Annotated in this window: 23 protein-coding genes and 1 tRNA gene; 12 read left to right on the top strand and 12 right to left on the bottom strand. The window is 66.8% G+C overall.

Annotated features, from left to right (window positions below; all coding sequences use genetic code 11):
* Window positions 1–116: 116 nt before the first annotated feature.
* Window positions 117–863: a creatininase family protein gene (locus M2352_RS06450; RefSeq protein ID WP_264663671.1), complete on the bottom strand. Its 747-nt coding sequence runs from the start codon at window positions 861–863 to the stop codon at window positions 117–119.
* Between the two features lie 152 nt (window positions 864–1015).
* Here M2352_RS06450 and M2352_RS06445 point away from each other — a divergent pair.
* Together M2352_RS06445 and M2352_RS06440 are read left to right on the top strand one after the other, a co-directional pair.
* Window positions 1016–1091, top strand: a tRNA-Glu gene (locus M2352_RS06445).
* A 592-nt stretch (window positions 1092–1683) separates the two neighbouring features.
* Window positions 1684–2328, top strand: a complete 645-nt coding sequence (locus tag M2352_RS06440) for a hypothetical protein (protein WP_264663670.1) — start codon at window positions 1684–1686, stop codon at window positions 2326–2328.
* A 115-nt stretch (window positions 2329–2443) separates the two neighbouring features.
* Here the strand turns inward: M2352_RS06440 and M2352_RS06435 are convergent, their stop codons facing one another.
* Window positions 2444–3595 (bottom strand): hypothetical protein, encoded by a 1152-nt coding sequence (locus M2352_RS06435; RefSeq protein WP_264663669.1) that lies wholly within the window; start codon window positions 3593–3595, stop codon window positions 2444–2446.
* A gap of 273 nt (window positions 3596–3868) precedes the next feature.
* Between M2352_RS06435 and M2352_RS06430 the strand changes: the two genes are divergently transcribed.
* Entirely contained in the window at window positions 3869–4471 is a 603-nt protein-coding gene (locus tag M2352_RS06430; protein WP_264663668.1) for a DUF2087 domain-containing protein, read from the top strand.
* Between the two features lie 60 nt (window positions 4472–4531).
* On the opposite strand, the gene M2352_RS06425 is transcribed toward M2352_RS06430, so the two are convergent.
* Window positions 4532–5524: a sensor histidine kinase gene (locus tag M2352_RS06425; RefSeq protein WP_264663667.1), complete on the bottom strand. Its 993-nt coding sequence runs from the start codon at window positions 5522–5524 to the stop codon at window positions 4532–4534.
* Window positions 5525–5697: 173 nt separating this feature from the next.
* Here M2352_RS06425 and M2352_RS06420 point away from each other — a divergent pair, with 173 nt between their 5' ends.
* Complete coding sequence (locus tag M2352_RS06420) at window positions 5698–6420, top strand: M48 family metallopeptidase (protein ID WP_264663666.1); 723 nt, start codon at window positions 5698–5700, stop codon at window positions 6418–6420.
* A 56-nt stretch (window positions 6421–6476) separates the two neighbouring features.
* Here the strand turns inward: M2352_RS06420 and M2352_RS06415 are convergent, their stop codons facing one another.
* Window positions 6477–6695: a DUF1127 domain-containing protein gene (locus M2352_RS06415; RefSeq protein ID WP_264663665.1), complete on the bottom strand. Its 219-nt coding sequence runs from the start codon at window positions 6693–6695 to the stop codon at window positions 6477–6479.
* 308 nt (window positions 6696–7003) lie between these two features.
* The gene (locus M2352_RS06410) at window positions 7004–8239 is read right to left on the bottom strand and encodes a BaiN/RdsA family NAD(P)/FAD-dependent oxidoreductase (protein WP_264663664.1); all 1236 of its coding nucleotides are present in this window, start codon (window positions 8237–8239) and stop codon (window positions 7004–7006) included.
* A 279-nt stretch (window positions 8240–8518) separates the two neighbouring features.
* Here M2352_RS06410 and M2352_RS06405 point away from each other — a divergent pair, with 279 nt between their 5' ends.
* The 3 genes from M2352_RS06405 to M2352_RS06395 all read left to right on the top strand — a co-directional run bounded on the left by M2352_RS06405 (window position 8519) and on the right by M2352_RS06395 (window position 10252).
* The gene (locus M2352_RS06405) at window positions 8519–8959 is read left to right on the top strand and encodes a c-type cytochrome (RefSeq protein ID WP_264663663.1); all 441 of its coding nucleotides are present in this window, start codon (window positions 8519–8521) and stop codon (window positions 8957–8959) included.
* 71 nt (window positions 8960–9030) lie between these two features.
* Window positions 9031–9756 (top strand): cytochrome b/b6 domain-containing protein, encoded by a 726-nt coding sequence (locus tag M2352_RS06400; RefSeq protein WP_264663662.1) that lies wholly within the window; start codon window positions 9031–9033, stop codon window positions 9754–9756.
* Between the two features lie 130 nt (window positions 9757–9886).
* Complete coding sequence (locus M2352_RS06395) at window positions 9887–10252, top strand: hypothetical protein (RefSeq protein WP_264663661.1); 366 nt, start codon at window positions 9887–9889, stop codon at window positions 10250–10252.
* A 77-nt stretch (window positions 10253–10329) separates the two neighbouring features.
* Here M2352_RS06395 and dnaA read toward each other — a convergent pair whose 3' ends face one another.
* The 5 genes from dnaA to mutM form a co-directional block, all read right to left on the bottom strand.
* Window positions 10330–11763 (bottom strand): chromosomal replication initiator protein DnaA, encoded by a 1434-nt coding sequence (gene dnaA, locus M2352_RS06390; protein ID WP_264665308.1) that lies wholly within the window; start codon window positions 11761–11763, stop codon window positions 10330–10332.
* Between the two features lie 603 nt (window positions 11764–12366).
* Window positions 12367–12627, bottom strand: coding sequence for a 30S ribosomal protein S20 (gene rpsT, locus M2352_RS06385; RefSeq protein WP_264663660.1), 261 nt, complete (start codon window positions 12625–12627; stop codon window positions 12367–12369).
* Window positions 12628–12756: 129 nt separating this feature from the next.
* A complete protein-coding gene (locus M2352_RS06380) occupies window positions 12757–13533 on the bottom strand; it encodes an enoyl-CoA hydratase (protein WP_264663659.1) in 777 nt (258 codons plus the stop codon).
* Between the two features lie 100 nt (window positions 13534–13633).
* Window positions 13634–14026 carry a hypothetical protein gene (locus M2352_RS06375; protein WP_264663658.1) on the bottom strand — a complete coding sequence of 131 codons (393 nt, stop codon included), beginning with the start codon at window positions 14024–14026 and terminating at the stop codon, window positions 13634–13636.
* 15 nt (window positions 14027–14041) lie between these two features.
* Window positions 14042–14893, bottom strand: coding sequence for a bifunctional DNA-formamidopyrimidine glycosylase/DNA-(apurinic or apyrimidinic site) lyase (gene mutM, locus M2352_RS06370; RefSeq protein ID WP_264663657.1), 852 nt, complete (start codon window positions 14891–14893; stop codon window positions 14042–14044).
* Between the two features lie 105 nt (window positions 14894–14998).
* Between mutM and M2352_RS06365 the strand changes: the two genes are divergently transcribed.
* From M2352_RS06365 to M2352_RS06345, 5 genes are all read left to right on the top strand, one after another.
* Window positions 14999–15301, top strand: a complete 303-nt coding sequence (locus M2352_RS06365) for a type II toxin-antitoxin system HigB family toxin (protein WP_264663656.1) — start codon at window positions 14999–15001, stop codon at window positions 15299–15301.
* Window positions 15302–15312: 11 nt separating this feature from the next.
* Entirely contained in the window at window positions 15313–15696 is a 384-nt protein-coding gene (locus M2352_RS06360; RefSeq protein WP_264663655.1) for a helix-turn-helix domain-containing protein, read from the top strand.
* Between the two features lie 63 nt (window positions 15697–15759).
* The gene (locus tag M2352_RS06355; protein WP_264663654.1) at window positions 15760–16536 is read left to right on the top strand and encodes a class I SAM-dependent methyltransferase; all 777 of its coding nucleotides are present in this window, start codon (window positions 15760–15762) and stop codon (window positions 16534–16536) included.
* A 58-nt stretch (window positions 16537–16594) separates the two neighbouring features.
* Window positions 16595–18121, top strand: coding sequence for a 2-polyprenylphenol 6-hydroxylase (gene ubiB / locus M2352_RS06350; RefSeq protein ID WP_264663653.1), 1527 nt, complete (start codon window positions 16595–16597; stop codon window positions 18119–18121).
* 159 nt (window positions 18122–18280) lie between these two features.
* Window positions 18281–18487: a hypothetical protein gene (locus tag M2352_RS06345; protein WP_264663652.1), complete on the top strand. Its 207-nt coding sequence runs from the start codon at window positions 18281–18283 to the stop codon at window positions 18485–18487.
* A gap of 90 nt (window positions 18488–18577) precedes the next feature.
* Here the strand turns inward: M2352_RS06345 and M2352_RS06340 are convergent, their stop codons facing one another.
* On the bottom strand, window positions 18578–20209 hold the full coding sequence (locus M2352_RS06340; RefSeq protein ID WP_264663651.1) for a protein arginine N-methyltransferase: 1632 nt from the start codon (window positions 20207–20209) through the stop codon (window positions 18578–18580).
* Between the two features lie 149 nt (window positions 20210–20358).
* Window positions 20359–21156: a 4-hydroxy-tetrahydrodipicolinate reductase gene (dapB, locus tag M2352_RS06335; protein WP_264663650.1), complete on the bottom strand. Its 798-nt coding sequence runs from the start codon at window positions 21154–21156 to the stop codon at window positions 20359–20361.
* Window positions 21157–21251: the final 95 nt, after the last annotated feature.

Here is a 21251-nt window from a genome sequence, read left to right as displayed (position 1 = left end):
TGCGCCAGCGAAACCAGAGCCGTTCCCCTTCTTTCGTCACAGGTCACCCATGACATCCTCTCGCGTATGGAAGGGATGCGGCACGGCAACCTGTGCGAAAGAGACGCCGCGATCCGTCAGCTTTCCGTAACGAAGGACCGGTATTGCTCGGCGATGGCGGCGGCGGAGGCTTCCAGGAGCCGCTTTCCGTGCTCGGGCCGGGCGAGCGCCGGGTTGGACCCGATGCGCCCGTCGGGGTAGCGGCGGCGGAAATCGCGGGCGTCATGAAAGCCCCCGGCGGGGGCGACGGCGGGGGACATCGCCACGGCCTTGATGGCGTGGGGGCGGACGTGCTGGGTCAGCGCCACCTCCGACGGGGTGGCGTGGGAGCCTTCGACACCGGGGTAGAACTCGCGCGACAACCGGCCCACCGCATCCCCTTCCCACCAGTTGGCGAGCGCGAAGCGCAGCTCGGGGGCGTCCTTGCCGTGGCGGGCGCGGTTCTCGGCGTGAATTTCATAGAAGGCGGCGCGGACGGTGGCGATGTTGCCGCCGTGGCCGTTGACGAAGAAGAACCGCTCGAACCCGTGCTCGGCCAGCGACAGCACATAGTCGTGGATCAGCGCCAGCAGGGTGGAGGGCCGCAGGGTCATGGAGCCGGGGAATTCCATGTGATGGACGGCCATGCCCACGGGAATCGTCGGCCCGACCATGGCCCCCACCGCATCGCCGACGGCGTGGGCGACGGCTTCGGCACAGATGGCGTCGGTGCCGACCAGCCCGTTGGGGCCATGCTGTTCGGTGGAGCCGATGGGCATGATGATGCCCTTGCCGGTGGACAGATAGGCCGCCACCTCGGCCCAGGTGCAATCGTGAAGCAGCACGGGATCGGTCTTTCCTCTGGCCGCGCGGAATGCGCGGGTTGCCCGCCATGATATGGTGCGCCGCCCCATCCTGGACAGCCGGCGCATGGCCGCAAGAAATCCCCTTGACCATCGGCCCGGTCTTCATTATAAGACCACCCCACGCCCACGACGTCCCCATCGTCTAGAGGCCTAGGACATCGCCCTCTCACGGCGGTAACAGGGGTTCGAATCCCCTTGGGGACGCCAACCTTCCCAACAGGTTGATAAAGTGCGCGCAGTTCCATAGTGAATAGATGTGGAACTGTGTTGCCAAATGCTCCCGTTCATCTATGGACATTAGCACGCGGCGTTTGTTTCGGTCGAATTGCGGAAACTTGATCGCAGCGGTCAAGAACTAGCCCACAAGGGCCAAGGCCGGAAAGCAGGGGAAAGAACTTATTATCCCCATCACCATCCGCACAAATTCACCCTTATTGAAGGCAAAGCGCCTTCCCAGGCAGGGCGACCCCCATTCGCATTGCCCTTAGTGACAACGTTCATCATCCCATCTCGGACTGTGGCTATCGCACAGCCTATGGCGGGCTTATAAGGCCCCATCCGGCTTGACCTGCATATTTATTATGAACATAACAACCACCCTCAACGCGATCCGAGGCATAGTTTTTGTTTTACATCAATTAAGATAAATTATTATCCAGTACAGAATTAATGATGAGCGATCAATAGGATATCGATTTATAGTTTTTAGATAAAATATAAACGAAAAGAATTATATAGAAATTTTATATTAAAATATTTACATTAATCTCACCTGCAAACACGCTATGTGGAGGGAATAATGGAAATTGAATTACCACGCAACGAAGAAAATTATATAAAGAGCATCGAACCATTTAGAAGAATTGCACTATCACTTGCCCCTCTTAGTGTTAGCTTGGCATCTGTTAGCCTTGCATTTGAGATATATTATCTTCGAGAGATTTATGATCCAAAAACATCTGGTATTCAGAGCGATCTGATAACAATTCTCCCTGTTTTGGCCGGGGGATTTTTGTTAATTGTTGCAGCTTTTTGCATTGACTGGGTGCTAGACAGCCTTTCTCCACAAGAGATGCGCGCCTTAAATGTCATGCACCAGTCGGTAGATAAATCAGATCACAAAGAATTTACAGGTGAAAAAAATGAAATTCACTTCAGAAGACGATTGTTTTCTGGAGGATATATGATTTTTTGTTTCTGCATTGGAATAGCGATGTTTCTTTTGACGGCATCTATTCCTATTTTTATTAAGAATGAATACATTAGCGGAAGCAATATTATCAGATACATATGCACTGTATTTGCATTTTTCTATGCAGCAATCGTCGTCGCAAAGATGCTCACAAAGAGAATATCGGATGGCCATTGGACGACCATTATAGTCATTGGAGCCGGAACCGTATTGGTAAATGTTGTTCTTACATATTTCTATCTTCTTAACTGACCGGCATTTTTCTTGCGGGCAGATGTGGGGATAATGCTCAAAGGACGAATGAAGCACCTTACTTGCCCATAGAAAACGCCCCGGCCCTGCCGCCGGGGCGCCGTCCGCGGTTCGGTTACTTCTCGCCGCAGGCGTTGGGCTGGGCCTTGATGCCCAGATAGCCCTGCTTGGCGTCATAGAGGAACTGGTACTGGCGCAGGAAATGGCGCCCGGTGTTGATGAAGGGCGGGTGCTTGTCGGTGACGTTGGGGATCACCTGCACCGGCTCCACCGGGGTGCCGCCGCCGACGGTGAAGGAATCGGTGGCGATGAACGGTGCCGTGGCGGGGAAGCTGACCGACACGCTGTTGCCCTTGGCCAGAACGCCGATCGTCTTCTTCGGCTCGCTGGCGTCGGGGGCCTGGACCGTGGTCAGCTTGGTGCCGGCGGGAACCGTCATATAGCTCTGGGGGATGCCCGTATCCACCAGCACATTGGCGGTCACGCACTTATCCCCGTTCTCGGACGGGTTGACCACCAGGCAGCCCTTGGGCGGCAGCCAGTCGCCGGGGTACTGGGCGTACGGCTCCAGCTTGGCGAAGGAGAAGCCGGCGGTGTTGGCCGCGGTCAGGCCCACCTGGATGCCCTGGCGCCCGATGATGTAGCCGGGGTTCAGCGAACCGGCGGCGATGGGCTGGCCGTTCAGGCGCACCAGGTTCAGCAGGACGTTCTTGTCCGGCGTGCCTTCGGGCTGGAAATCCGCCTCCTGCCCGAAGCCGACGCCCATGTAGAAGACGCTGCCGTTCACCGCCGGGGCCAGACCGGAGCAGATCTTGCCGTCCTGCTGGTAGCTGGGGCAGGAACCGGCCTGCTCCACCCCCAGAACCGGCACATAGGCCACCGCCACCGGCGCGCCCTTGCCGTCGTGCAGCGTCACCGTGGTGTGGACCCACGTGCCCACCCACAGGATCTTGCTGCTGGACAGATACTGGGTGCCGGGCTTGGAGTCGGGCCGGGCCTTCAGCGCCTGGAAGTCGGGGATCTTGCCGGCGGAGAGCGCCACGCCCACCGATCCGGTGTCCATCTGTACCGAGGTATAGCCACGCACCGGGCCGACGCTGACGTTCAGCCGCGGCGCGTTGGTGAACGACACGGCCTGCGGGTTGGCGAAGGGAATGCACTGGGTTGCCGTCGCCCCGTCGTACACGGGTGCGGCCAGCGCCGCCGTGGAAACAGCCGCGGCCAGCGCACCGGGAAGCAGGCCTCGGAAGGCAGAAAACGAATACATACGCAACCCCCTGTTGTCCGTTATGCCGAACAATAAAACTGCAATCGTACTCGGCAAACGAAGAACACGGGGCAAAGCGCCCGTCTTGCCAGCGGCGGCGGGACGGGATACAGTCGGCCCCGGTCGGCAGTTCACCCAGGCGTCGCCGCCCCCGGTCCGGGGGAGCTAAACCTGCCCTACCCCTTTCTTGCACGGAACACCTCATCGCGTGCCGTGCCGGAAGCCGGCGGCCACCGGCAGCCCTCAACGGATGGCACGTTGTGAGGATGCATCATGACCAGAACGCCGCTGCCTTACCGCACCGACGACATCTCGGCGCTTGCCCGCTCGCTGCGCATCCAGCTTGCCGGACGGAGCGAGACGCCCAGCCATGTCGAGCTGCTCAACATGCTGGCGAAAGCCGCCGGGCACCGCAATTTCCAGCATTTCCGGTCCCTGGCCGTTCCCGCTCCCCTGCCCGCCGAAGCCCCGCCCCCGGCGGCATCCCCCCCGGAAACGCCCCCGGAACCGGCGGCGGTTCCCGCCGCGGTGGATATGGCCAAGATCCTGCGCATCGCCCGCTGCTTCAATGACGCCGGGGTTCTGGTGCGCTGGCCGCCCAAGCTCAGCGAGCGGCAGCCCTGCCTGTGGGTGATGTGGTCGCGGGTGCCGCCGGGGGCCGTGCTGCACGAACGCGCCGTCAACGCCCTGCTGCAGGACAACCACAGCTTCGGTGACCACGCCCTGCTGCGGCGGGACATGTGCGACATGGGGCTGCTGGTGCGTACCCCGGACGGGCGGGAGTACCGGCGGGTGGAACAGCCGCCGCCCGCCGGCGCGCTGGCCCTGATCCGCCATCTGAAGACCCGGAGCCTGCAAAACGCCCGGCGGACCTGAACAGGCGAAGCGGCGGGGGCGCGGACAGCCCCCGCCGCTTCGGCTTTCACACCGGTGTTTTCAGGACGCGGCCAGCGGCACCGTCACCGCCACCATCGTGCCATGGCCGGGGCGCACGCACACCGACAGCGGGTGGTCCAGAACGCCGGCCAGATGCCGCACGATGGTCAGCCCGAATCCCCGCCCGCGCACGCCCCCCACCGGGGCATCGCCGTCGCGCAGGGTCGGCCGGTCGCCCTCGGGCATGCCGGGGCCGGTGTCCCACACCTCCACCCGCAGGGCGCCGCCCCGGCGGCGGGCCGCCAGCAACACGCCGCCACGGTCGGTGAAGCGCACCGCGTTGCTCACCAGATGGCTCAGCAGCCGCTCCAGCAAGGCGGCGTCGGTCAGCACCGCCGCTTCGGCGGGGCGTACCCGCAGCAGCAGGGATTTGGCCATCGCCTTGGGTTCATAGGCCGTGAGCAGGCGGGACAGGATGTCGTCGATGGGCACGGACCTTGGCTCCGCCGTCACCAGCCCATAGCGCAGGGACGTCACCTCCATCATGGCGCGGATCAGGGTTTCGGCGCCCTCGATGGCCTCCCCCAGCTTGCTGCACAGATCCTGCGTCATGGGTTCGGTGATGCGGGAAGCGAGCAGGTGATGGAAAAGCTGAATGGCCTGGAACGGCTGCCGCAGGTCGTGGTTGGCGACGGCGACGAAGCGTTCCGCCCACACCCGCCCGTCCGGCCCCCCGGCCCCCGGCGGCACCGGGGACAGCGCCACGCCGCCCACCCCGCCCGCGCCATCGGGCACCGGGCGCAGCAGCAGCCCCCCCGCGGTGGCCGGCCCGCCGCCGCCCAGAACCGCCGGCAGGGCCGCCGCCACCGCCGCCGCTACCGGTGATGGCAACGGCGCAGCGGACAGCGCGCGCCCCTGGAAATCAGGCGCCATACCGCCGTAAGCACCAGCAAAAGCGGGGGTCGCCACCACGAAGACCCCATTGCCGTCAAGCAACGCCAATGGATCGCCGCTGAGTGTCAGCATGGATTCCAGCAGAGCGTCACGGCTCATGTCATATACCTTTGGTCTTGTAACTTATGGACAGGTGATGGAACAAGCTTTCTTCCATCGCCCCGGCAACGAAACACATCTTTTATTGTGGCCCGCTTTCCTGCATACGGCAAGGTTTCCTTTGGCCCCACGGGGGGTGGCGGGACGGGACGGCGGCGGGCTATAACCGTCCCATGCCCATCCGCCGCCCGCCAAAGCCCCCCAGCCCCCTGACCGTCGCCGGCCTGCCCCTGCCGCTGGAATTGCGGGAAAGCGCACGGGCGCAGCGCATGACGCTGCGGGTCGATGCCGGGCGCGGACTGGTGCAGGTGGTGATCCCCGTGGGCGTGAGCGAGGCGGAAGCCCGGCGCTTCGTCGCCCGCCATGGCGACTGGGTTCTGGGGCGCATGGCCGCCCTGCCCCCCGCCCTGCCTTTCGCCCCCGGCGCCGTGGTGCCGGTTCTGGGCGTGGACCACGACATCCGCCACACCCCCGATCTGGTGGGCGGCACGCGGCGGGACGGCGGCGCGATCCTGGTGGGGGGCCGGGCCGAGCATGTGCCGCGGCGGGTTCTGGATTACCTGACGGGGGAGGCGCGCCGGGAGCTGGGCGTGCGGGCACGGGCCAAGGCCGCGCTTTTGGGCGCGCGGGTGGCGGCGGTAACCGTGCGCGACACCCGCAGCCGGTGGGGAAGCTGTTCGGCCACCGGGCGGCTGTCGTTTTCGTGGCGCCTGATCCTGACGCCGGACTCGGTGCTGGATTACGTGGTGGCGCACGAGGTGGCGCATCTGAAGGAGATGAACCACTCCGCCCGTTTCTGGGCGGTGTGCGCCCGCCTGACCGCAGAGGTCGAGGCGCCGCGCGCGTGGCTCAAGGCCAACGGCGCACGGCTCCTGCGCTACGGCACGAAACCGTAACGCAAAAGCCGGGCATCAAGAAACCGAAAGAAGCCGAACGGTGCCGGCAAGAAAAATCACGCCTGCCAGAAGTGTTTGGACACTTCCTGATCCACATCGGCGGGAGAAATGCCGATATCGGCCAGCATACGGTCGTCCAGACGGGCAAGGTCGCGGCGGGTCACCATCCGCATCCGCCATTGGGAAATGGTGTCGATAACGCGGTCGATGCCTTCCATCAGCGACGCGGGGCGGTGGCCGTGGTGGGCGGGGGTTTGATGAACAACGTGCGACATGGTGCTGGTCCTTCTCATTGAATTCCGTGTTCCGGCAGCTTCCGCATGGGGGGAAGGCGGGGGAAAGCCCCCGGCGCCGGGCCAAAGGAGGGATGCCATGGCGGCGCCCAAGCTCCTTGGTTAACGGAAAGATTATTACCGCATTCCGCCACGATCGACCACCGCCACAAGCACATAGCGGGCGTGCTCTTTTGCTGTACCCGGATGGGGAATAACATCGGCTTTGCTTATTCAGGCCAAATGTTGGCCCACAAAACCTTTTCCTATTTTTGTCTTATACTTGCAAAGCCGGTCTGCCATGCACCGGATCAGCCATGCGCACCGGACTGGCCCCGCCGTTCCAGCCACGCGCCGAGACCCGCCGCCGCGGCAATGCCGGTGGCGAAACAGCCCTGGAGCAGGTAGCCGCCGGTCGGCGCCTCCCAATCCAGCATTTCCCCGGCCACGAACACCCCCGGCAGGGCGCGCAGCATCAGCCCGTCATCCACCGCATCCCAGCCGATGCCGCCGGCGGTGGAGATGGCGCGGTCCACCGGGGCGATGCCGGTGACGATCATCGGCAGATCCTTGATCGCGGCGGCCAGGGCCACGGGATCGGCCAGCGTGTCGCGCGGGGCGAATTCCCGCAGCAGGGCAGCCCGCACGCCGGTCAGGGTCAGCGCCTTCTTCAGATGGGTGGCCAGGGATTCCGCCCCGCGGCGGCGCAGGCGGGCCAGGATCTCCGCCTCGGTCATGGCCGGCAGCAGGTCGATGCGCAACTCCGCCCACCCCTGCTCCAGCACGGCATCGCGCAAGGGGGCACCCAGGGCATAGACCGCCCCGCCCTCGATGCCCGTGGCGGTAACGACGAATTCGCCGCGCACCCGCCGCCCGGCGAAGGACAGGGCCACGCTCTTCACCGGCTGCCCCTCCCACCGTTCGCGCAGGTGATCGGACCACGGCATCTCGAACCCCATGTTGGCGGGGCGCAAGGGGCTGACCGCCACACCGCACCCTTCCAGCAACGGCGCCCAGCCGCCGTCGGACCCGGTGCGCGGCCAGCTCGCCCCGCCCAGCGCCAGCAGCACGGCGTCCGCCCGCACGGTCACCGGAGCTCCCCCGGCCCCGGTGGCAAAGGTCAGGTCGCCGCCGGCGTCCCACCCGGTCCAGCGGTGGCGGGTGAACAGCCGCACCCCCAGCCCGTCCAGCCGCCGCAGCCACGCGCGGACCAGCCCCGACGCCTTCATCGCCACCGGAAACACCCGGCCCGAGGTGCCGACGAAGGTTTCCACCCCCAGCCCGGCGGCCCAGCCGCGCAGATCATCGGGGGTGAAGCCGGCCACCAGCGGCCCGACCATCGCCTGCGCCGCCCCATAGCGGAGCAGGAAGCGGTCCAGCGGTTCCGAATGGGTCAGATTAAGCCCGCCCCGCCCGGCCAGCAGCAGCTTGCGCGCCGGGGTCGGCATGCGCTCGAACACCGCCACGGCGTGCCCGGCCTGCGCCAGCCGCTCCGCGGCCATCAGCCCCGCCGGGCCGGCACCGATGATGGCAACACCGCAGTTCATGGGAGACGATCCTGTCTGAAAGGGGAAGAGAAGAACGAAAACGGGTAATAGCCCTTTAGGAAGTACGGTGTCACCTTACAAGGCCCGTTCCGGCGATGGCTGGGCTGTCTGTTGCGGTGCACGACACCCTTTGCACAACAGATTTCCCTGATGTTAAGGACATGGAGTATGGGGCCGGTCGCATACCCATCATCCATGGCCCGCCGGTTCCCGCCGCGGCAGCACCGCAGCCGGGGCGCCCATCTGACCGATTTGACTATAGCGTGAGGAACCCAACGGATGCGTCTGTCCAAGTCCATGATTGCCGCCGCGGCCCTGGTCGCCCTGACCGGCACCGCCTTTGCCGCCGGTGAAGCCACGGTCGAAGCCCGCAAGCAGAATATGAAGGGCATCGGCGGCGATATGAAGGCCATTGCCGCCGTTCTCAAGGGCGAATCGTCGGACACCGCGTCCCTGCCCACCCACACCAAGAGCCTGGCCGAAGCCGCCGCCAAGTCCAAGGCGCTGTTCCAGGAAAAGGTTCTGGCCGGTGAAACCGCCGCCAAGCCGGAAATCTGGGCCGAATGGGACCGTTTCGCCGCCGGGCTCGACGCCATGTCCGTCGAAACCGCCAAGCTGGCCGCCCTGAACCCCGCCGACAAGGCCGCCTTCGGCGCCCAGGTGGGTGTGGTCGGCAAGATCTGCAAGAACTGCCACGACACCTACAAGGAAAAGAAGTAAGCCGCCGCCGCCCCTCGTCCCCGGCCGGGGGCGAGGGGCTTTTCCGTCCCCTGCATGAAAGCGAGCCGCCCATGCCCGGTAATGCCCCCTCCTCCGCCCTGTCCGTCTGGGATCTGCCCACGCGCCTGTTTCATTGGCTGCTGGTGCTTCTCATCGGTTTTCTGTGGCTGACCGGAGAGGTTGGCGGGATCACGGTCAACATGCCTCTGCCGGGGGGCGAGCGGCTGTTCCTGGACAACATGGCGCTGCACATGCTGGCCGGGCGGGCGGTGCTGGTGCTGGTGCTGTTCCGGCTGGGCTGGGGGCTGGTGGGGTCGTCCACCGCCCGGTTCGCCTCCTTCGTCCGCGGCCCCGCGGCGGCGGCGGCCTATGTGAAGCAGGTGGCGCGCGGCCAACTGCCCCTGACCGTCGGGCACAACCCGGCGGGCGGGCTGATGATCGTGGCGCTGCTGCTGTTCCTGCTGGTGCAGGCGGGCACCGGCCTGTTCGCCCGCGACGACCTGTTCAGCGAGGGGCCGCTGGCCCATCTGGTCAGCGAATCGCTGTCGGGCGCCCTGACCGTCGTCCACGTGGTGATGTTCAAGCTGCTGCTGCTGCTGGTGGCCGCCCATCTGGGGGCCGCGGTCTATTACGGCGTGCGCGGCAAGAATCTGGTGCGCCCCATGATCACCGGGCGCAAGCCCGCCACCCTGCTCCCCGCCGGGGCCGCCGATACGGTGCGCCTGGCACCGGCCTGGCTGGCGGTGCCGGTGCTGGCGGTGGCCGCCGCCGCGGTGTGGGCGCTGCATCTGCTGTAGCCCCCATCGCTTGGCGGGGAGGGGAAAAGGCCCGCAACAGAACCACGCTCATCCTGTTGAGGACGGCGAAGGCAAGACGGAAGACACCCCGCCCCCCTTCCCCAACGAAACCGGAATGGAGCGTCGAGGAATGCGTACCCTGATGATCGCGGCGGCTGCGGCCGCCGCCCTGATGGCCGGGTCCGCCTATGCCGCAGGCAGCGGAACGGCCGGCACCCAAACCCCATCCAGCGGCAGTTCCAGCGGCAGCACGATGGACCGCGGCAGCGGCACCACCCAGCAGCCCACCTATGGCACCGGGACCAGCGGATCGAGCGGATCCAGCGGCACCATGGGCAGCGGGACCACCGGCAGCGGCACCTCGTCGGGCAGCGGGACGCTGGGCAGCGGATCGTCCGGCTCCTCGCTGGACAACAGCCCCAGCCAGACCCCGTCCGGCACCGTCCGCAGCGATTGCCCGCCGGGCCGCACCGGCTGTGTCCCCGACGACAACTGACCCCCCAGCCCAAACGGAAAGCCCCGCGGAAGAGGATTCTTCCGCGGGGCTTCTTCATGGGGCGGAGCGGGTACGGCTCAGCTTTCCAGCATCCGGCGCAGCAGCTCCACATCCTCCGAGAACGACGGGTCGGTGGCGCACAGTTCCTCCACCTTGCGCACGGCGTGCATGACGGTGGTGTGGTCGCGGCCGCCGAACTTGCGCCCGATCTCGGGCAGCGAACGGGCGGTCAACTGCTTGGCCAGATACATCGCCACCTGGCGCGGGCGGGCCACGGCGCGGGCGCGGCGGGCCGAATGCATGTCGGCCACGCGGATGTTGTAATGCTCCGCCACCCGCTTCTGGATCTCGTCGATGGTGACCCGCCGGTCATTGGCGCGCAGCAGGTCGTAGAGCACCTCCTGCGTCGATTCCAGCGTGATGGCCCGGCCCACCAGATCGCAATGGGCGACGATGCGGTTCAAGGCGCCTTCCAGTTCACGCACGTTGGACGTGATCTTGTGGGCCAGGAATTCCAGCACCTTCAGCGGGATGGCCGTGCCCATGGCGTCCGCCTTGGACTGCAGGATCGACAGGCGCAGCTCGTACGTGGTGGGGTGGATGTCGGCCACCAGCCCCCAGCCCAGGCGCGAGCGCAGCCGCTCCTCCATGCCCTCCAGATCCGAGGGCGACTTGTCCGCCGACACGATCACTTGGCGGTTCTGGTCCACCAGGGCGTTGAAGGTGTGGAAGAACTCTTCCTGCGTGGAATCCTTGCCGCTGATGAACTGCACGTCGTCGATCATCAGCACGTCCACCGAGCGGAACTGCTGCTTGAAGGCCATGGTGTCCTTGAAGCGCAGCGCGCGGATGAACTGGTACATGAACTTTTCCGCCGACAGGTAGATCACCTTGCGGTTGGGATCCTTCTTGCGGATGGCCCAGGCGATGGCGTGCATCAGGTGGGTCTTGCCCAGCCCCACCCCGCCATAGAGAAACAGCGGGTTGAAGGTGACGCTGCTGGCCTCCGCCACCCGGCGGGCGGCGGCATAGGCCAGCTCGTTGGGCTTGCCGACCACGAAATTGTCGAAGGTGAAGCGCGGGTCGAGCGAGCCCACCATGGGATCGTCGCGCTCCTCCAGCGCCGGACCGGCCAGCGAATCGTCGGGGGCGCCGCCGAACGGCCCGTCCACCGCCACGGGGGCGGCGGGAACCAGCGGCGCGCACGGCGCCGCCGCCACGGGGGTGGACGACTCCGGCGCCGGTGCCGGGGCGGCGGCCGCCACCACCACGTCGATGGACTGGACGGCGGGGTTCTCGACGGTCCACAGGGCACGGATACGGTCGGCGTAATGGGTCAGCACCCAATCGCGCATGAAGCGGGTGGGAACCAGGATGCGCACCTCGCCCCCGGCCAGACCGCCCACGGTGAGCGGCTGGAGCCAGCTGCGGTAGGCGATCTCCCCCACCTCGTCCTTGAGACGGCCGCGAATCCGCATCCACTGCTGATCCAAAGACCCGCCGACCGACATCACCGTCAACTCCCGCTCCACACGCCGCAATGGTTCGACCAGACACGGGACGGAGCCGCCGGCTCCCTTAATCCCGAACGCTTTTCCGCCGTCCGCCGGTCCGTTCCCGGCCCCACCCCAGCGGCGGGGCGGTGGCCTTAACAAAACCGGAGAACCAAAAGCAATGAAAATTGCCGTGGCCGGCAAGCACCCAGCCATGCAGCAATAGCCATCACCCAGCGGATGAGAATCCCCTGCTCAACAAATCAACTTTTTAATAAATCGGCTGAGAGAGAAACTTCGCCCAAGTAAATTGAGCCATATCCTTTCAACAGCCGCAAAGCCTCTGCTTTCCCATCCGAGAAGACACGCCTCGATTGAGAAGGCCGAACATCGGCATCACCCGAAAGGGCCGCGCCAACTGGGGATAACTTTACCCCCGGCGGATTGCTGCTGCAATGGGGACATAATGGGAACGCATAGAAACAATCATCCGTGCGGTACAGCCGCCACAATTGTTTCGTATACTGCCAAAACTCTCGGGAATTACCAAACACATGAAATCATCAACACAAAAAGCCGCGCTCCCTTTCAGGGCGCGGCTTTTTGTGTGTCCGATAACTGTCAGAGGGCCTTGATACGGGCCGACAGACGCGACAGCTTGCGCGACACCGTGTTCTGGTGAAGCACGCCCTTGGACACGCCGCGCATCATCTCCGGCTGCGCCAGCTTGAAGGCCTCGGCGGCGGCGGCCTTGTCGCCGGAGCCGATGGCGATTTCCACCTTCTTCACGAAGGTGCGGATGCGGCTCTTGCGAGCGCCGTTGACTTCGGTGCGGCGCTCCGTCTGGCGGATGCGCTTTTCTGCTGACTTATGGTTGGCCATAACAAACCTTGTATCGACACGCCTTAGGACCGAACGCGAGGGGGCCTTATATACGTGAGTTGGGGGTGAGTCAAGCCACCGGACCCGGCTTTTGACCGGAACCGGCGGCTTGGGGGTGGAAAAGTGATATCAGCGGTTCTTCCAGTCGGGCTGGCGCTTCTCGGCGAACGCGGCCATGCCTTCCTTCTGGTCTTCGGTGGCGAAGGTGGAGTGGAAAATACGGCGTTCCAGCCGGATGCCTTCGGCCAGGGTGGTCTCATACGCCGCGTTGACCGATTCCTTGGCCATCATGACGATGGGCAGCGACAGCTTGGCAATGCGCTCGGCGACCTTCAGCGCCTCGTCCACCAGATCGGCGACGGGAACCACGCGGCTGACCAGCCCCGACCGCTCGGCTTCCGCCGCGTCCATCTGGCGGCCGGTGAGCACCATGTCCATCGCCTTGGACTTGCCGACGAAGCGGGTCAGGCGCTGGGTGCCGCCGGCGCCGGGGATGGTGCCGATGGTGATTTCGGGCTGGCCGAACTTGGCGTTGTCGGCGGCGATGATGAAATCGCACATCATGGCCAGCTCGCAGCCGCCGCCCAGCGCATAGCCGGCGACCGCGGCGATCACCGGCTTGCGGGCGTGGGCCACCCGCTCCCACTTGGCGGTGATGAAGTTCTGGCGGTACACGTCCATATAGGTGAAGCCCGACATCTCCTTGATGTCGGCCCCGGCGGCGAACGCCTTTTCCGAGCCGGTCAGGACGATGGCGCCGATGGAATCATCCGCTTCGAACGCATCGAGCGCCTGGGCCAGTTCGGTCACCAGCTGATCCGACAGCGCGTTCAGCGCCTTGGGCCGGTTCAGCGTGATCAGCCCGACGGGGCCGCGCGTTTCGGCAATGATGGTCTCGTACGGCATGGGTCGCGAACCTTTCGCTTTGTCTCGGGCTTCCCGGCGGCAGCCGCCGGGTGCGCGGTGGTTGGTTGAACGTTGCCCGTTCCCCCATCCTTTCGGACGGTCAGCGGGGAGTCAGCACGAATCGGACGGTGGTGTGGCCCGCCGGCCCGCCCGTGGCAAACTCCAGCCGCAACTCCTCCCCCTCCCGGGTGAAACGGGTCTGGCTGGCGGCTTTCCACCCCAGTTGCGGCAGGGTCTGGCCATAGAAGGCCAGAACCGCCCGCCGGTCCACCGGGCCGCGCATCATGGTTTCCACGATCCGGCCGCCGGGCTTGTCGAACACCATCGGTTCGCCGTCCACCGGCTCCAGGCCGGGCATGGCCGGAACGTCGCCCAGACCGGCGACGAATCCGGCGGCGGCGGGAACGGTGGCGGCCTGCCCGCCCGCGGGAGCGGCGGCGAGAAGGGCCAGGGCGGCGAACGCCGCGCGGAAGGGGGCGGAAAAAGCCAACATGCGCTCACGTATACATCAGGGCTGACACCGGGGACAAAAGAAAGTGGACCGCCCGGCCTGAACCACCCGGCGGACCGTCACGCCCGCCCGCCCGGCGGCGGCACAGGCGGGGCACGCCTCGCCCTCGCGGCCATAGACGGCGAACTGGTGCTGGAAATAGCCAAGCTCCCCCGACGCCTGCCGGTAATCCTTCAGCGACGATCCCCCGGCGGCGATGGCGCGCTCCAGAACCGCACGGATGGTGGCGGCCAGCCGGTCCGACTCCGCCGCCGTGACCGAGGAGGCCGGGCGCAGGGGGTCGATGCCGGCGCCGAACAGCGACTCGCACACATAGATGTTGCCCAAGCCCGCCACCACCGCCTGGTCCAGCAGCACCGTCTTGATGGGCGACCCGCGCCCGGCCAGCCGTTCGGCCAGAACCGGGCCGGAAAAGCCGTTGCCCAGCGGTTCCGGCCCCAGCACCCGCAGCATGGGGTGGGCGTCCAGCCCCGCCTCGTCGGTCAGGTCCATCAGCCCGAAACGGCGGGCGTCGTTGAACACCACCCGCGCGCCGGCATCCGTCTCGAACAGCACATGATCGTGCTTGCCGGGCGGAGCAACCGCGTCCGCCGGCCCGGCGTCGATCAGCATCCGCCCCGACATGCCCAGATGGACCAGCAGCACCGCGCCGTCGTCCAGATGGGCCAGCAGGTATTTCGCCCGCCGCCGCAGCGCCGTCACCCGGCGCCCGGTCAGCCGGTCACAGAATCCGGCGGGAAAGGGGATGCGCAGGTTGGGCCGGCGCAATTCCACGCGCGCCAGCACCCGCCCCTCCAGATGGGGGGCAAGGCCGCGGCGGACGGTTTCGACTTCGGGCAGTTCGGGCATGACATGAGGAAATGCCCCGTCCCCGGCCCGCTGACAAGGGGGGATGGCGGGCGGGGCTGCGAAACGGCGATTGTTCCCAAAACGGGAATATCGTAAACTGCCGCCATGAACATCATCAAGCGCTCCACCCTGTCGGACCATTGGGCGCGGCACCCGGAAACGGAACAGCCGCTCAAGGAATGGTTCCGCACGGCCCGATCGGCGGGATGGACGTGCATGGACGATGTGATGAAATCCTATCCCAAGGCAAAGGTGCTGAACGGCCAGCGGGTGCGTTTCGAGATCTGTGGCGGGAATTACCGCCTGATCGTCGCGTTCAAGTTCTCCGCCGGCATCGCTTTCGTGAAGTTCGTGGGCACGCACGCCGAATATGACCGGGTGGATGCCCTGACCGTTGACCGTTATTGAGGAAACCGGCCATGCCTGAGCTGAAGCCCATCCGCACGGACGCCGACCATGATGCCGCGGTCCGGGAGATCGAACGCCTGTGGGACGCCGAACCCGGCACCCCCGAGCACGACCGGCTGGAGATCCTGGGCACCCTGGCGGATGCCTACGAGGCCACCCGCTGGCCCATCGACGCCCCCGATCCGGTGGAGGCGATCAAGGCCCGCATGGATGCCGCCGGCTATACCCAGGCCGACCTGAGCCGCCTGCTCGGTTCCCGGCCACGGGCAAGCGAGGTGCTGAACCGCCAGCGGCGCCTGACGGTCGAGATGGCGTGGAAACTCCACGAAGCGTGGGCCATCCCGGCGGAAAGCCTGATCCGGCCCTATAAGCTGCGGGCGCCGGAAACCCCTTAAGAAACGCCGCCCGCGGCAAAGCCCGTCTGGCATCCGCCCCACGGGCGCGCTATCTTCGCGGCCATGAACGATCAGACCCCCGCCCCCAACGCCGTGCCCGCGGGCCAGGAAGCCCAGTGGTTCGGATTCCGCCCCGTGGACCCCGATGCCAAGGCCGGGATGGTCCGCGCCGTCTTCGACAGCGTGGCGACCAATTACGACCTGATGAACGACCTGATGTCGGGCGGCATCCATCGGCTGTGGAAAGACACGCTGATGGGCATGATCGCGCCCAAGGCGGGCGAACGGCTGTTGGACGTGGCGGGCGGCACCGGCGACATCGCCTTCCGCTTCCGCGAGGCGGGGGGCGGGCCGGTGGTGGTCTGTGACCTGACCGAAGCGATGCTGCGGGTGGGCCGGGGCCGCGCCATCGACCGCGGGCTGCTGGACGGGCTGACCTGGGTCACCGGCGACGCCATGAAGCTGCCGGTCGCGTCCCGGTCCATGGACGTCTACACCATCGCCTTCGGCCTCAGGAACGTCACCCACATCGACCAGGCGCTGGCCGAGGCGCACCGGGTGCTGAGGCCCGGCGGGCGCTTCTTCTGCCTGGAGTTCAGCCGGGTGGTGCTGCCGGTGATGCGCGAGGTCTACGACCTCTATTCCTTCCAGGTGCTGCCGCGGCTGGGCCGGCTGGTGGCGGGGGACGAGGAGTCCTACCGCTATCTGGCCGAAAGCATCCGCCGCTTCCCCGAACAGCAGGCGCTGGTCAAACGGATCGAGGCCGCGGGCTTTGCGGGCGTGCGCGTGCGCAACCTGTCGGGCGGCATCGCCGCCATTCATTCCGGCTGGCGCGTCTGACCCCCGTGGGCGCCCCGCTTCACCGTCATCAGGAACCCGCGTTTCAGGAATCGGCCCCGTGATCGGCACCATCCGCAACCTCATCCGGCTGGCGGTCATCGGGCGCACGCTGGCGCGCCACAACGCCCTGCCCGAGACGCTGGCCGACGTCAGCCCCGGCCTTGCCTTCGTCTGGCGGCGCGTCGCCAACCGCGCCACGCCGGGGCGCGAGGGGCAGCGGCTGGCCGCAGCACTCGCCGAACTCGGCCCCACCTTCATCAAGCTGGGACAGGCGCTGTCCACCCGCTCCGACCTTGTGGGCGAACGGGTGGCCGCCGATCTGGCGGAGCTGCAGGACAAGCTGCCCCCCTTCCCCGGCGCCCAGGCCCGCGCCATCATCGAAGCGGAACTGGAACAGCCCATCGACGCGCTGTTCCAGAGCTTCGACGACAAGCCGGTGGCCGCCGCCTCCATCGCGCAGGTGCATTTCGCCGTCACCAGCGACGGGCGCGAGGTGGCGGTGAAGGTGCTGCGCCCGGACATCGAGCGCGCCTTCACCCGCGACATCGACCTGTTCCACTGGCTGGCCCGCTGGGCGGAAACCCTGCTGCCCAAGCTGCGCCGGCTGCACCCGCGCCAGGTGGTGGACATCTTCGCCCGCACCTCGCGGCTGGAGATGGATCTGCGCATGGAAGCGTCGGCGGCGTCGGAACTGCGGGACAATTTCGCCGACGATCCCACCTTCATCGTGCCCCAGGTGGATTGGGACCGCACCGCCAAGCGCGTGCTGACGCTGGAGCGCATCCACGGCATCAAGGTGGACGATCCCCAGGCCATCATCGCCGCCGGCTATGATTCCAGCGAGGTGCTGGCCAAGGCGTCCGCCGGATTCTTCAATCAGGTGTTCCGCGACGGCTTCTTCCACGCCGACCTGCATCCCGGCAACCTGTTCGTGATCGAGGGCGGCAACATCGCCGTGGTCGATTTCGGCATCATGGGCCGGCTGGACCGCGCCACCCGCACCTATCTGGCCGACATGCTGATCGGCTTCCTGACCGGCGACTACCGCCGCGTCGCCGTGGTGCATTTCGAGGCCGGCTACGTCCCCCGCCACCAGTCCATCGAACTGTTCACGCAAGCCTGCCGCGCCATCGGCGAACCGCTGCTGAACAAGCCGCTGAACGAGATCTCGGTGGGCCGGCTGCTGGCCCAGCTTTTCGCGGTGACCGAGCAGTTCGACATGGAAACCCAGCCCCAGCTTCTGCTCCTGCAAAAGAGCATGCTGACGGCGGAAGGGGTCGGGCGCTTCCTGAACCCCAACGTCAACATGTGGGAACTGGCCCGCCCGCTGGTGGAAGAGTGGATGCGGGAAAACCGCGGCCCCGAGGCCCAGATCATGGACGGGCTGGAAGGGGCGCTGCGCAGCGTCCAGCGCCTGCCCCAGGCCATCGACGGCATGGCCCGCATCACCGAGGGCGGCGTGCGCCTGCACCCCGACACCGTGCGCGCCATCGTGGAGGGGCGGAACCAGCGCCTGCGCGCCTCCGTCGTCCCTCTGTGGATCGCGGTCGCCGCCCTGGCCGTCGCCATCGCCGCCCTGATCTGATCCCCCGAAAAAGAGAGGGGAGGTTTGGAGGCGCCCGCCTCCAAGCGGGGCCGGGGCAGCCGCCCCGCTCTCCCCCGGCGTTCAGGCCGCGTTCAGGCTGGCCGGCGTAAGGGGAGGGTCTCCGCCCCTGCCGGCGGAGATTTCATAAGGAGACAATCCATGATGCTCGGGTCTGTCGGCGCGTCTGCCGGCACGGCGTCCCTTGTCACGGCCCTGCGCTCGTCGGGTGCAGCCCAGCCGTCGGGGGACACCAGCATTGGGGATGAGGCAACCGAATCGTCCGCCCAGCGGGCCAAGGAAGCCGCACCCCCGCCACCGCCCCCGGCCGATTCCGGCCGTGGGCAGGTGCTGAACATCTCGGCCTGATCGCACACGGGATCGGACGGAGACACTGGGAGGCCGCGTCATCCCCTTGGGGCGGCCTTCCTTTTTGCCGGGAACCGCCGGCCCCGGCGGTCAGGCCACGCTGAACGCGATCTGGTTGGTGTCGTAGCGGGCGGTCACCGTGACCGTGTCGCCCGGCTTTACCGCGATGGGATGGTCGAAGACGGTCATCGCCTGCTTCCAATGGTTGGAACGGCTGCGGCTGCCGGAATGGTAGACAACCGCGTCATCCATCTGCAGGTCGAACCAGAAGGCGATGCCGTGGCACGTCCCCGCCGCCGTGGCGGTGACCGTCAGGGTCCGTTCCGCCTCTTCCGGCATGTTGTGGGTAAAATCGAATTGCAGCGCGTCGAACGCGTCCGACAGCGGCGTGTGTTCGTCGGCGGCAAGATCGATCTGCAGATAGCCCGGCGAACGGAACACGTCGAAGGCCGACAGGTCGAAGCCGTCCACCTCCTGAACCGGATTGACCCGGGCCAGCTCCGGCGTTTCCACCAGCATGCCGAACACGGTGGAGGCGCGCGGGATGATGGCCCCCCCCGGCTTCACCAGATGGGTGCGGGCGTGCTGGAGCACCGCCAGCATGCGCGGGGCCAGCATGCCCACGTTGATCAGTTCCGACACGAACACATCGGCCTTTTCCGGCAGGTCGCCGTCCGGGCCCACGGTCAGCAGCGTGGACAGCTTCGGCACCACCGACACCCGGTCCTGATAGCCGTTGCGGGCCACGGTTTCCGCCGCCACGGTGGCCAGCACCGGGTTGACCTCGCACGTCACCACCCGCTTGGCCCCGGCGCGGGCCGCCATCATCGCCACCAGCCCCGAGCCGGTGCCGATCTCCAGCACCAGCGAGTCGGGGGTCACCGCCCGCTCCACCGCCGCGCGGTAGGCCGCGTTGCGCTCGGTGTCGTTGATCATCGGCAGGTGCCAGCCGGGCACGGTGTTGGAATAGATCAGCTTGCGGGTGAAGCGCACCATCGGGTGGTCGGGCACCAGCCCGTGGGCCTCCTCGATCACCGCCACCGCCTCGCCGGCACGGTCCTGGCTTTGCAGCACGTGGGACAGGCCCACATGGGCGGGCACGAAGCGCGGCGCGTCCTTCAGAACCTCACGGTAGAGGGTTTCCGCCTCCGCCATGCGGCCCAGGGCGTTCAAGACCTCGGCCAGGGCGTGGCGGGCCTCCAGATACTCCGGCGCCGCCGCCAGCGCACCGCGGAAGCTCTCCACCGCCTCATCCAGCCGGCCCAGCGCCCGCAGGGTGGTGCCGAGGAAATGGTGCATTTCCGGCGCGTTGGGTCGCAGCTCCAGCGCCTGGCGGTAGCTCTCCACCGCCTCATCCAGCCGGCCCAGCGCCTTCAGCGTGTTGCCCAGATTGCCGTGCACCTCCGCCAGCCGGCCGTTGATGGCGGCGGCGCGGCGGAACGCCTTTTCCGCCTCGGCGAACCGGTGGGTCTGGAACATCAGCGATCCCAGCGTGTTGGGGAAGCTGGGATCGTTGGGATCCGCCTCCATCGCCAGATTCAGCAGCTCCAGCGCCTCGTCGTCGCGGCTGGTGTGGATGGCGATCAGCGCCTGGATGTGGCGGGCCTGCCCGTTGCGCGGGTCGATCTCCAGCAGCGCGCGGCACGCCGCCTCCGCCCCCAGCACATCACCGGCGCGGAACGCCTGCACCGCGTTCATCAGAAGGGGATCGGGCGTGCTCATGGGGCGGCGGCTCCTGAATCGGACCATTAGGATGGCAAAGCGGGACTTTGCGCAACCATAGCCCGGCTTGGGATGGAATTCATCCCTCCAAAGCCGGACCGGAGCCGTTTTTCACTTAAAATACAGGGATAATCCGCGCAAATGCGGGATTAGATCCCCAGGACGTCGCGCATGGAATACAGGCCGGGCACCCGGCCCCCGGCCCACAGGGCGGCGCGCACCGCCCCCTTGGCATAGATCTGCCGGCCCGACGCCTTGTGGGTCAGCTCCACCCGCTCGCCGTCGCCGGCGAAGCACACGGTGTGGTCGCCGATGACGTCGCCGCCGCGCATGGTGGCGAATCCGATCTCGCCCACCGGGCGCGCGCCGGGATGGCCGTCGCGCACCTTGCACCACACATCCTCCAGCGCCACGCCGCGGCCGGCGGCGGCGGCCCGGCCCAGCCCCAGCGCGGTGCCCGAGGGGGCATCCACCTTGCGGCGGTGGTGCATTTCCAGGATGTCGATGTCGTAATCGGGGCCGAGCGTGGCGGCCACCCGCTCGACCAGCCCCAGCAGCAGGTTCACGCCCACCGACATGTTGGGCGACTGGATGATGGCCGTGTGGGTGGCGGCGGCGGCGATGTTGGCCTGCTGCGCCGGAGACAGGCCGGTGGTGCCGATCACCAGCACCGTCCGGCTCTGGGCCGCCAGGGCGGCGTGGCGTTCGGTGGCGGCGGGAGACGTGAAGTCGATCACCGCGTCCGCCGCGGCGAACAGGGCCACCGGGTCGTCGGTGGCCAGCACCCCCGCCGGCTCCAGCCCGGCGATCTCGGCCACGTCGCGGCCCACCAGCGGCCCGCCGTCCCGTTCGGTTCCGCCGGCCAGTCCGCAGCCCGGCGTGGACAGGATCTCGCGCACCAGCATCTGGCCCATGCGCCCGCCGCACCCGACGACACCGATCTTCATGACCGCAACTCCCCTTCACGAAACAACCCGTGCGGGGGCTTTAGCACAGGTGCGGGGGGGCCGGGAAACGCTGATTGCGCGGCCCCCCTTTCACC

Origin of the sequence: Azospirillum fermentarium (assembly GCF_025961205.1) — a bacterium.
Lineage (GTDB): Bacteria > Pseudomonadota > Alphaproteobacteria > Azospirillales > Azospirillaceae > Azospirillum > Azospirillum fermentarium.
Note: the sequence above shows the minus strand (reverse complement) of the source record. Positions and strands in the feature narration are given on the sequence as shown.

Excerpts from the sequence above, each read along its gene's own strand:
- M2352_RS06440 (WP_264663670.1), top strand. The coding sequence starts at position 1,684 with ATGGAAATTGAATTACCACGCAACGAAGAAAATTATATAAAGAGCATC.
- M2352_RS06435 (WP_264663669.1), bottom strand. The coding sequence starts at position 3,595 with ATGTATTCGTTTTCTGCCTTCCGAGGCCTGCTTCCCGGTGCGCTGGCC.
- M2352_RS06430 (WP_264663668.1), top strand. The coding sequence starts at position 3,869 with ATGACCAGAACGCCGCTGCCTTACCGCACCGACGACATCTCGGCGCTT.
- M2352_RS06425 (WP_264663667.1), bottom strand. The coding sequence starts at position 5,524 with ATGAGCCGTGACGCTCTGCTGGAATCCATGCTGACACTCAGCGGCGAT.
- M2352_RS06420 (WP_264663666.1), top strand. The coding sequence starts at position 5,698 with ATGCCCATCCGCCGCCCGCCAAAGCCCCCCAGCCCCCTGACCGTCGCC.
- M2352_RS06415 (WP_264663665.1), bottom strand. The coding sequence starts at position 6,695 with ATGTCGCACGTTGTTCATCAAACCCCCGCCCACCACGGCCACCGCCCC.
- M2352_RS06410 (WP_264663664.1), bottom strand. The coding sequence starts at position 8,239 with ATGAACTGCGGTGTTGCCATCATCGGTGCCGGCCCGGCGGGGCTGATG.
- M2352_RS06405 (WP_264663663.1), top strand. The coding sequence starts at position 8,519 with ATGCGTCTGTCCAAGTCCATGATTGCCGCCGCGGCCCTGGTCGCCCTG.
- M2352_RS06400 (WP_264663662.1), top strand. The coding sequence starts at position 9,031 with ATGCCCGGTAATGCCCCCTCCTCCGCCCTGTCCGTCTGGGATCTGCCC.
- M2352_RS06395 (WP_264663661.1), top strand. The coding sequence starts at position 9,887 with ATGCGTACCCTGATGATCGCGGCGGCTGCGGCCGCCGCCCTGATGGCC.
- dnaA (WP_264665308.1), bottom strand. The coding sequence starts at position 11,763 with ATGTCGGTCGGCGGGTCTTTGGATCAGCAGTGGATGCGGATTCGCGGC.
- rpsT (WP_264663660.1), bottom strand. The coding sequence starts at position 12,627 with ATGGCCAACCATAAGTCAGCAGAAAAGCGCATCCGCCAGACGGAGCGC.
- M2352_RS06380 (WP_264663659.1), bottom strand. The coding sequence starts at position 13,533 with ATGCCGTACGAGACCATCATTGCCGAAACGCGCGGCCCCGTCGGGCTG.
- M2352_RS06375 (WP_264663658.1), bottom strand. The coding sequence starts at position 14,026 with ATGTTGGCTTTTTCCGCCCCCTTCCGCGCGGCGTTCGCCGCCCTGGCC.
- mutM (WP_264663657.1), bottom strand. The coding sequence starts at position 14,893 with ATGCCCGAACTGCCCGAAGTCGAAACCGTCCGCCGCGGCCTTGCCCCC.
- M2352_RS06365 (WP_264663656.1), top strand. The coding sequence starts at position 14,999 with ATGAACATCATCAAGCGCTCCACCCTGTCGGACCATTGGGCGCGGCAC.
- M2352_RS06360 (WP_264663655.1), top strand. The coding sequence starts at position 15,313 with ATGCCTGAGCTGAAGCCCATCCGCACGGACGCCGACCATGATGCCGCG.
- M2352_RS06355 (WP_264663654.1), top strand. The coding sequence starts at position 15,760 with ATGAACGATCAGACCCCCGCCCCCAACGCCGTGCCCGCGGGCCAGGAA.
- M2352_RS06345 (WP_264663652.1), top strand. The coding sequence starts at position 18,281 with ATGATGCTCGGGTCTGTCGGCGCGTCTGCCGGCACGGCGTCCCTTGTC.
- M2352_RS06340 (WP_264663651.1), bottom strand. The coding sequence starts at position 20,209 with ATGAGCACGCCCGATCCCCTTCTGATGAACGCGGTGCAGGCGTTCCGC.
- dapB (WP_264663650.1), bottom strand. The coding sequence starts at position 21,156 with ATGAAGATCGGTGTCGTCGGGTGCGGCGGGCGCATGGGCCAGATGCTG.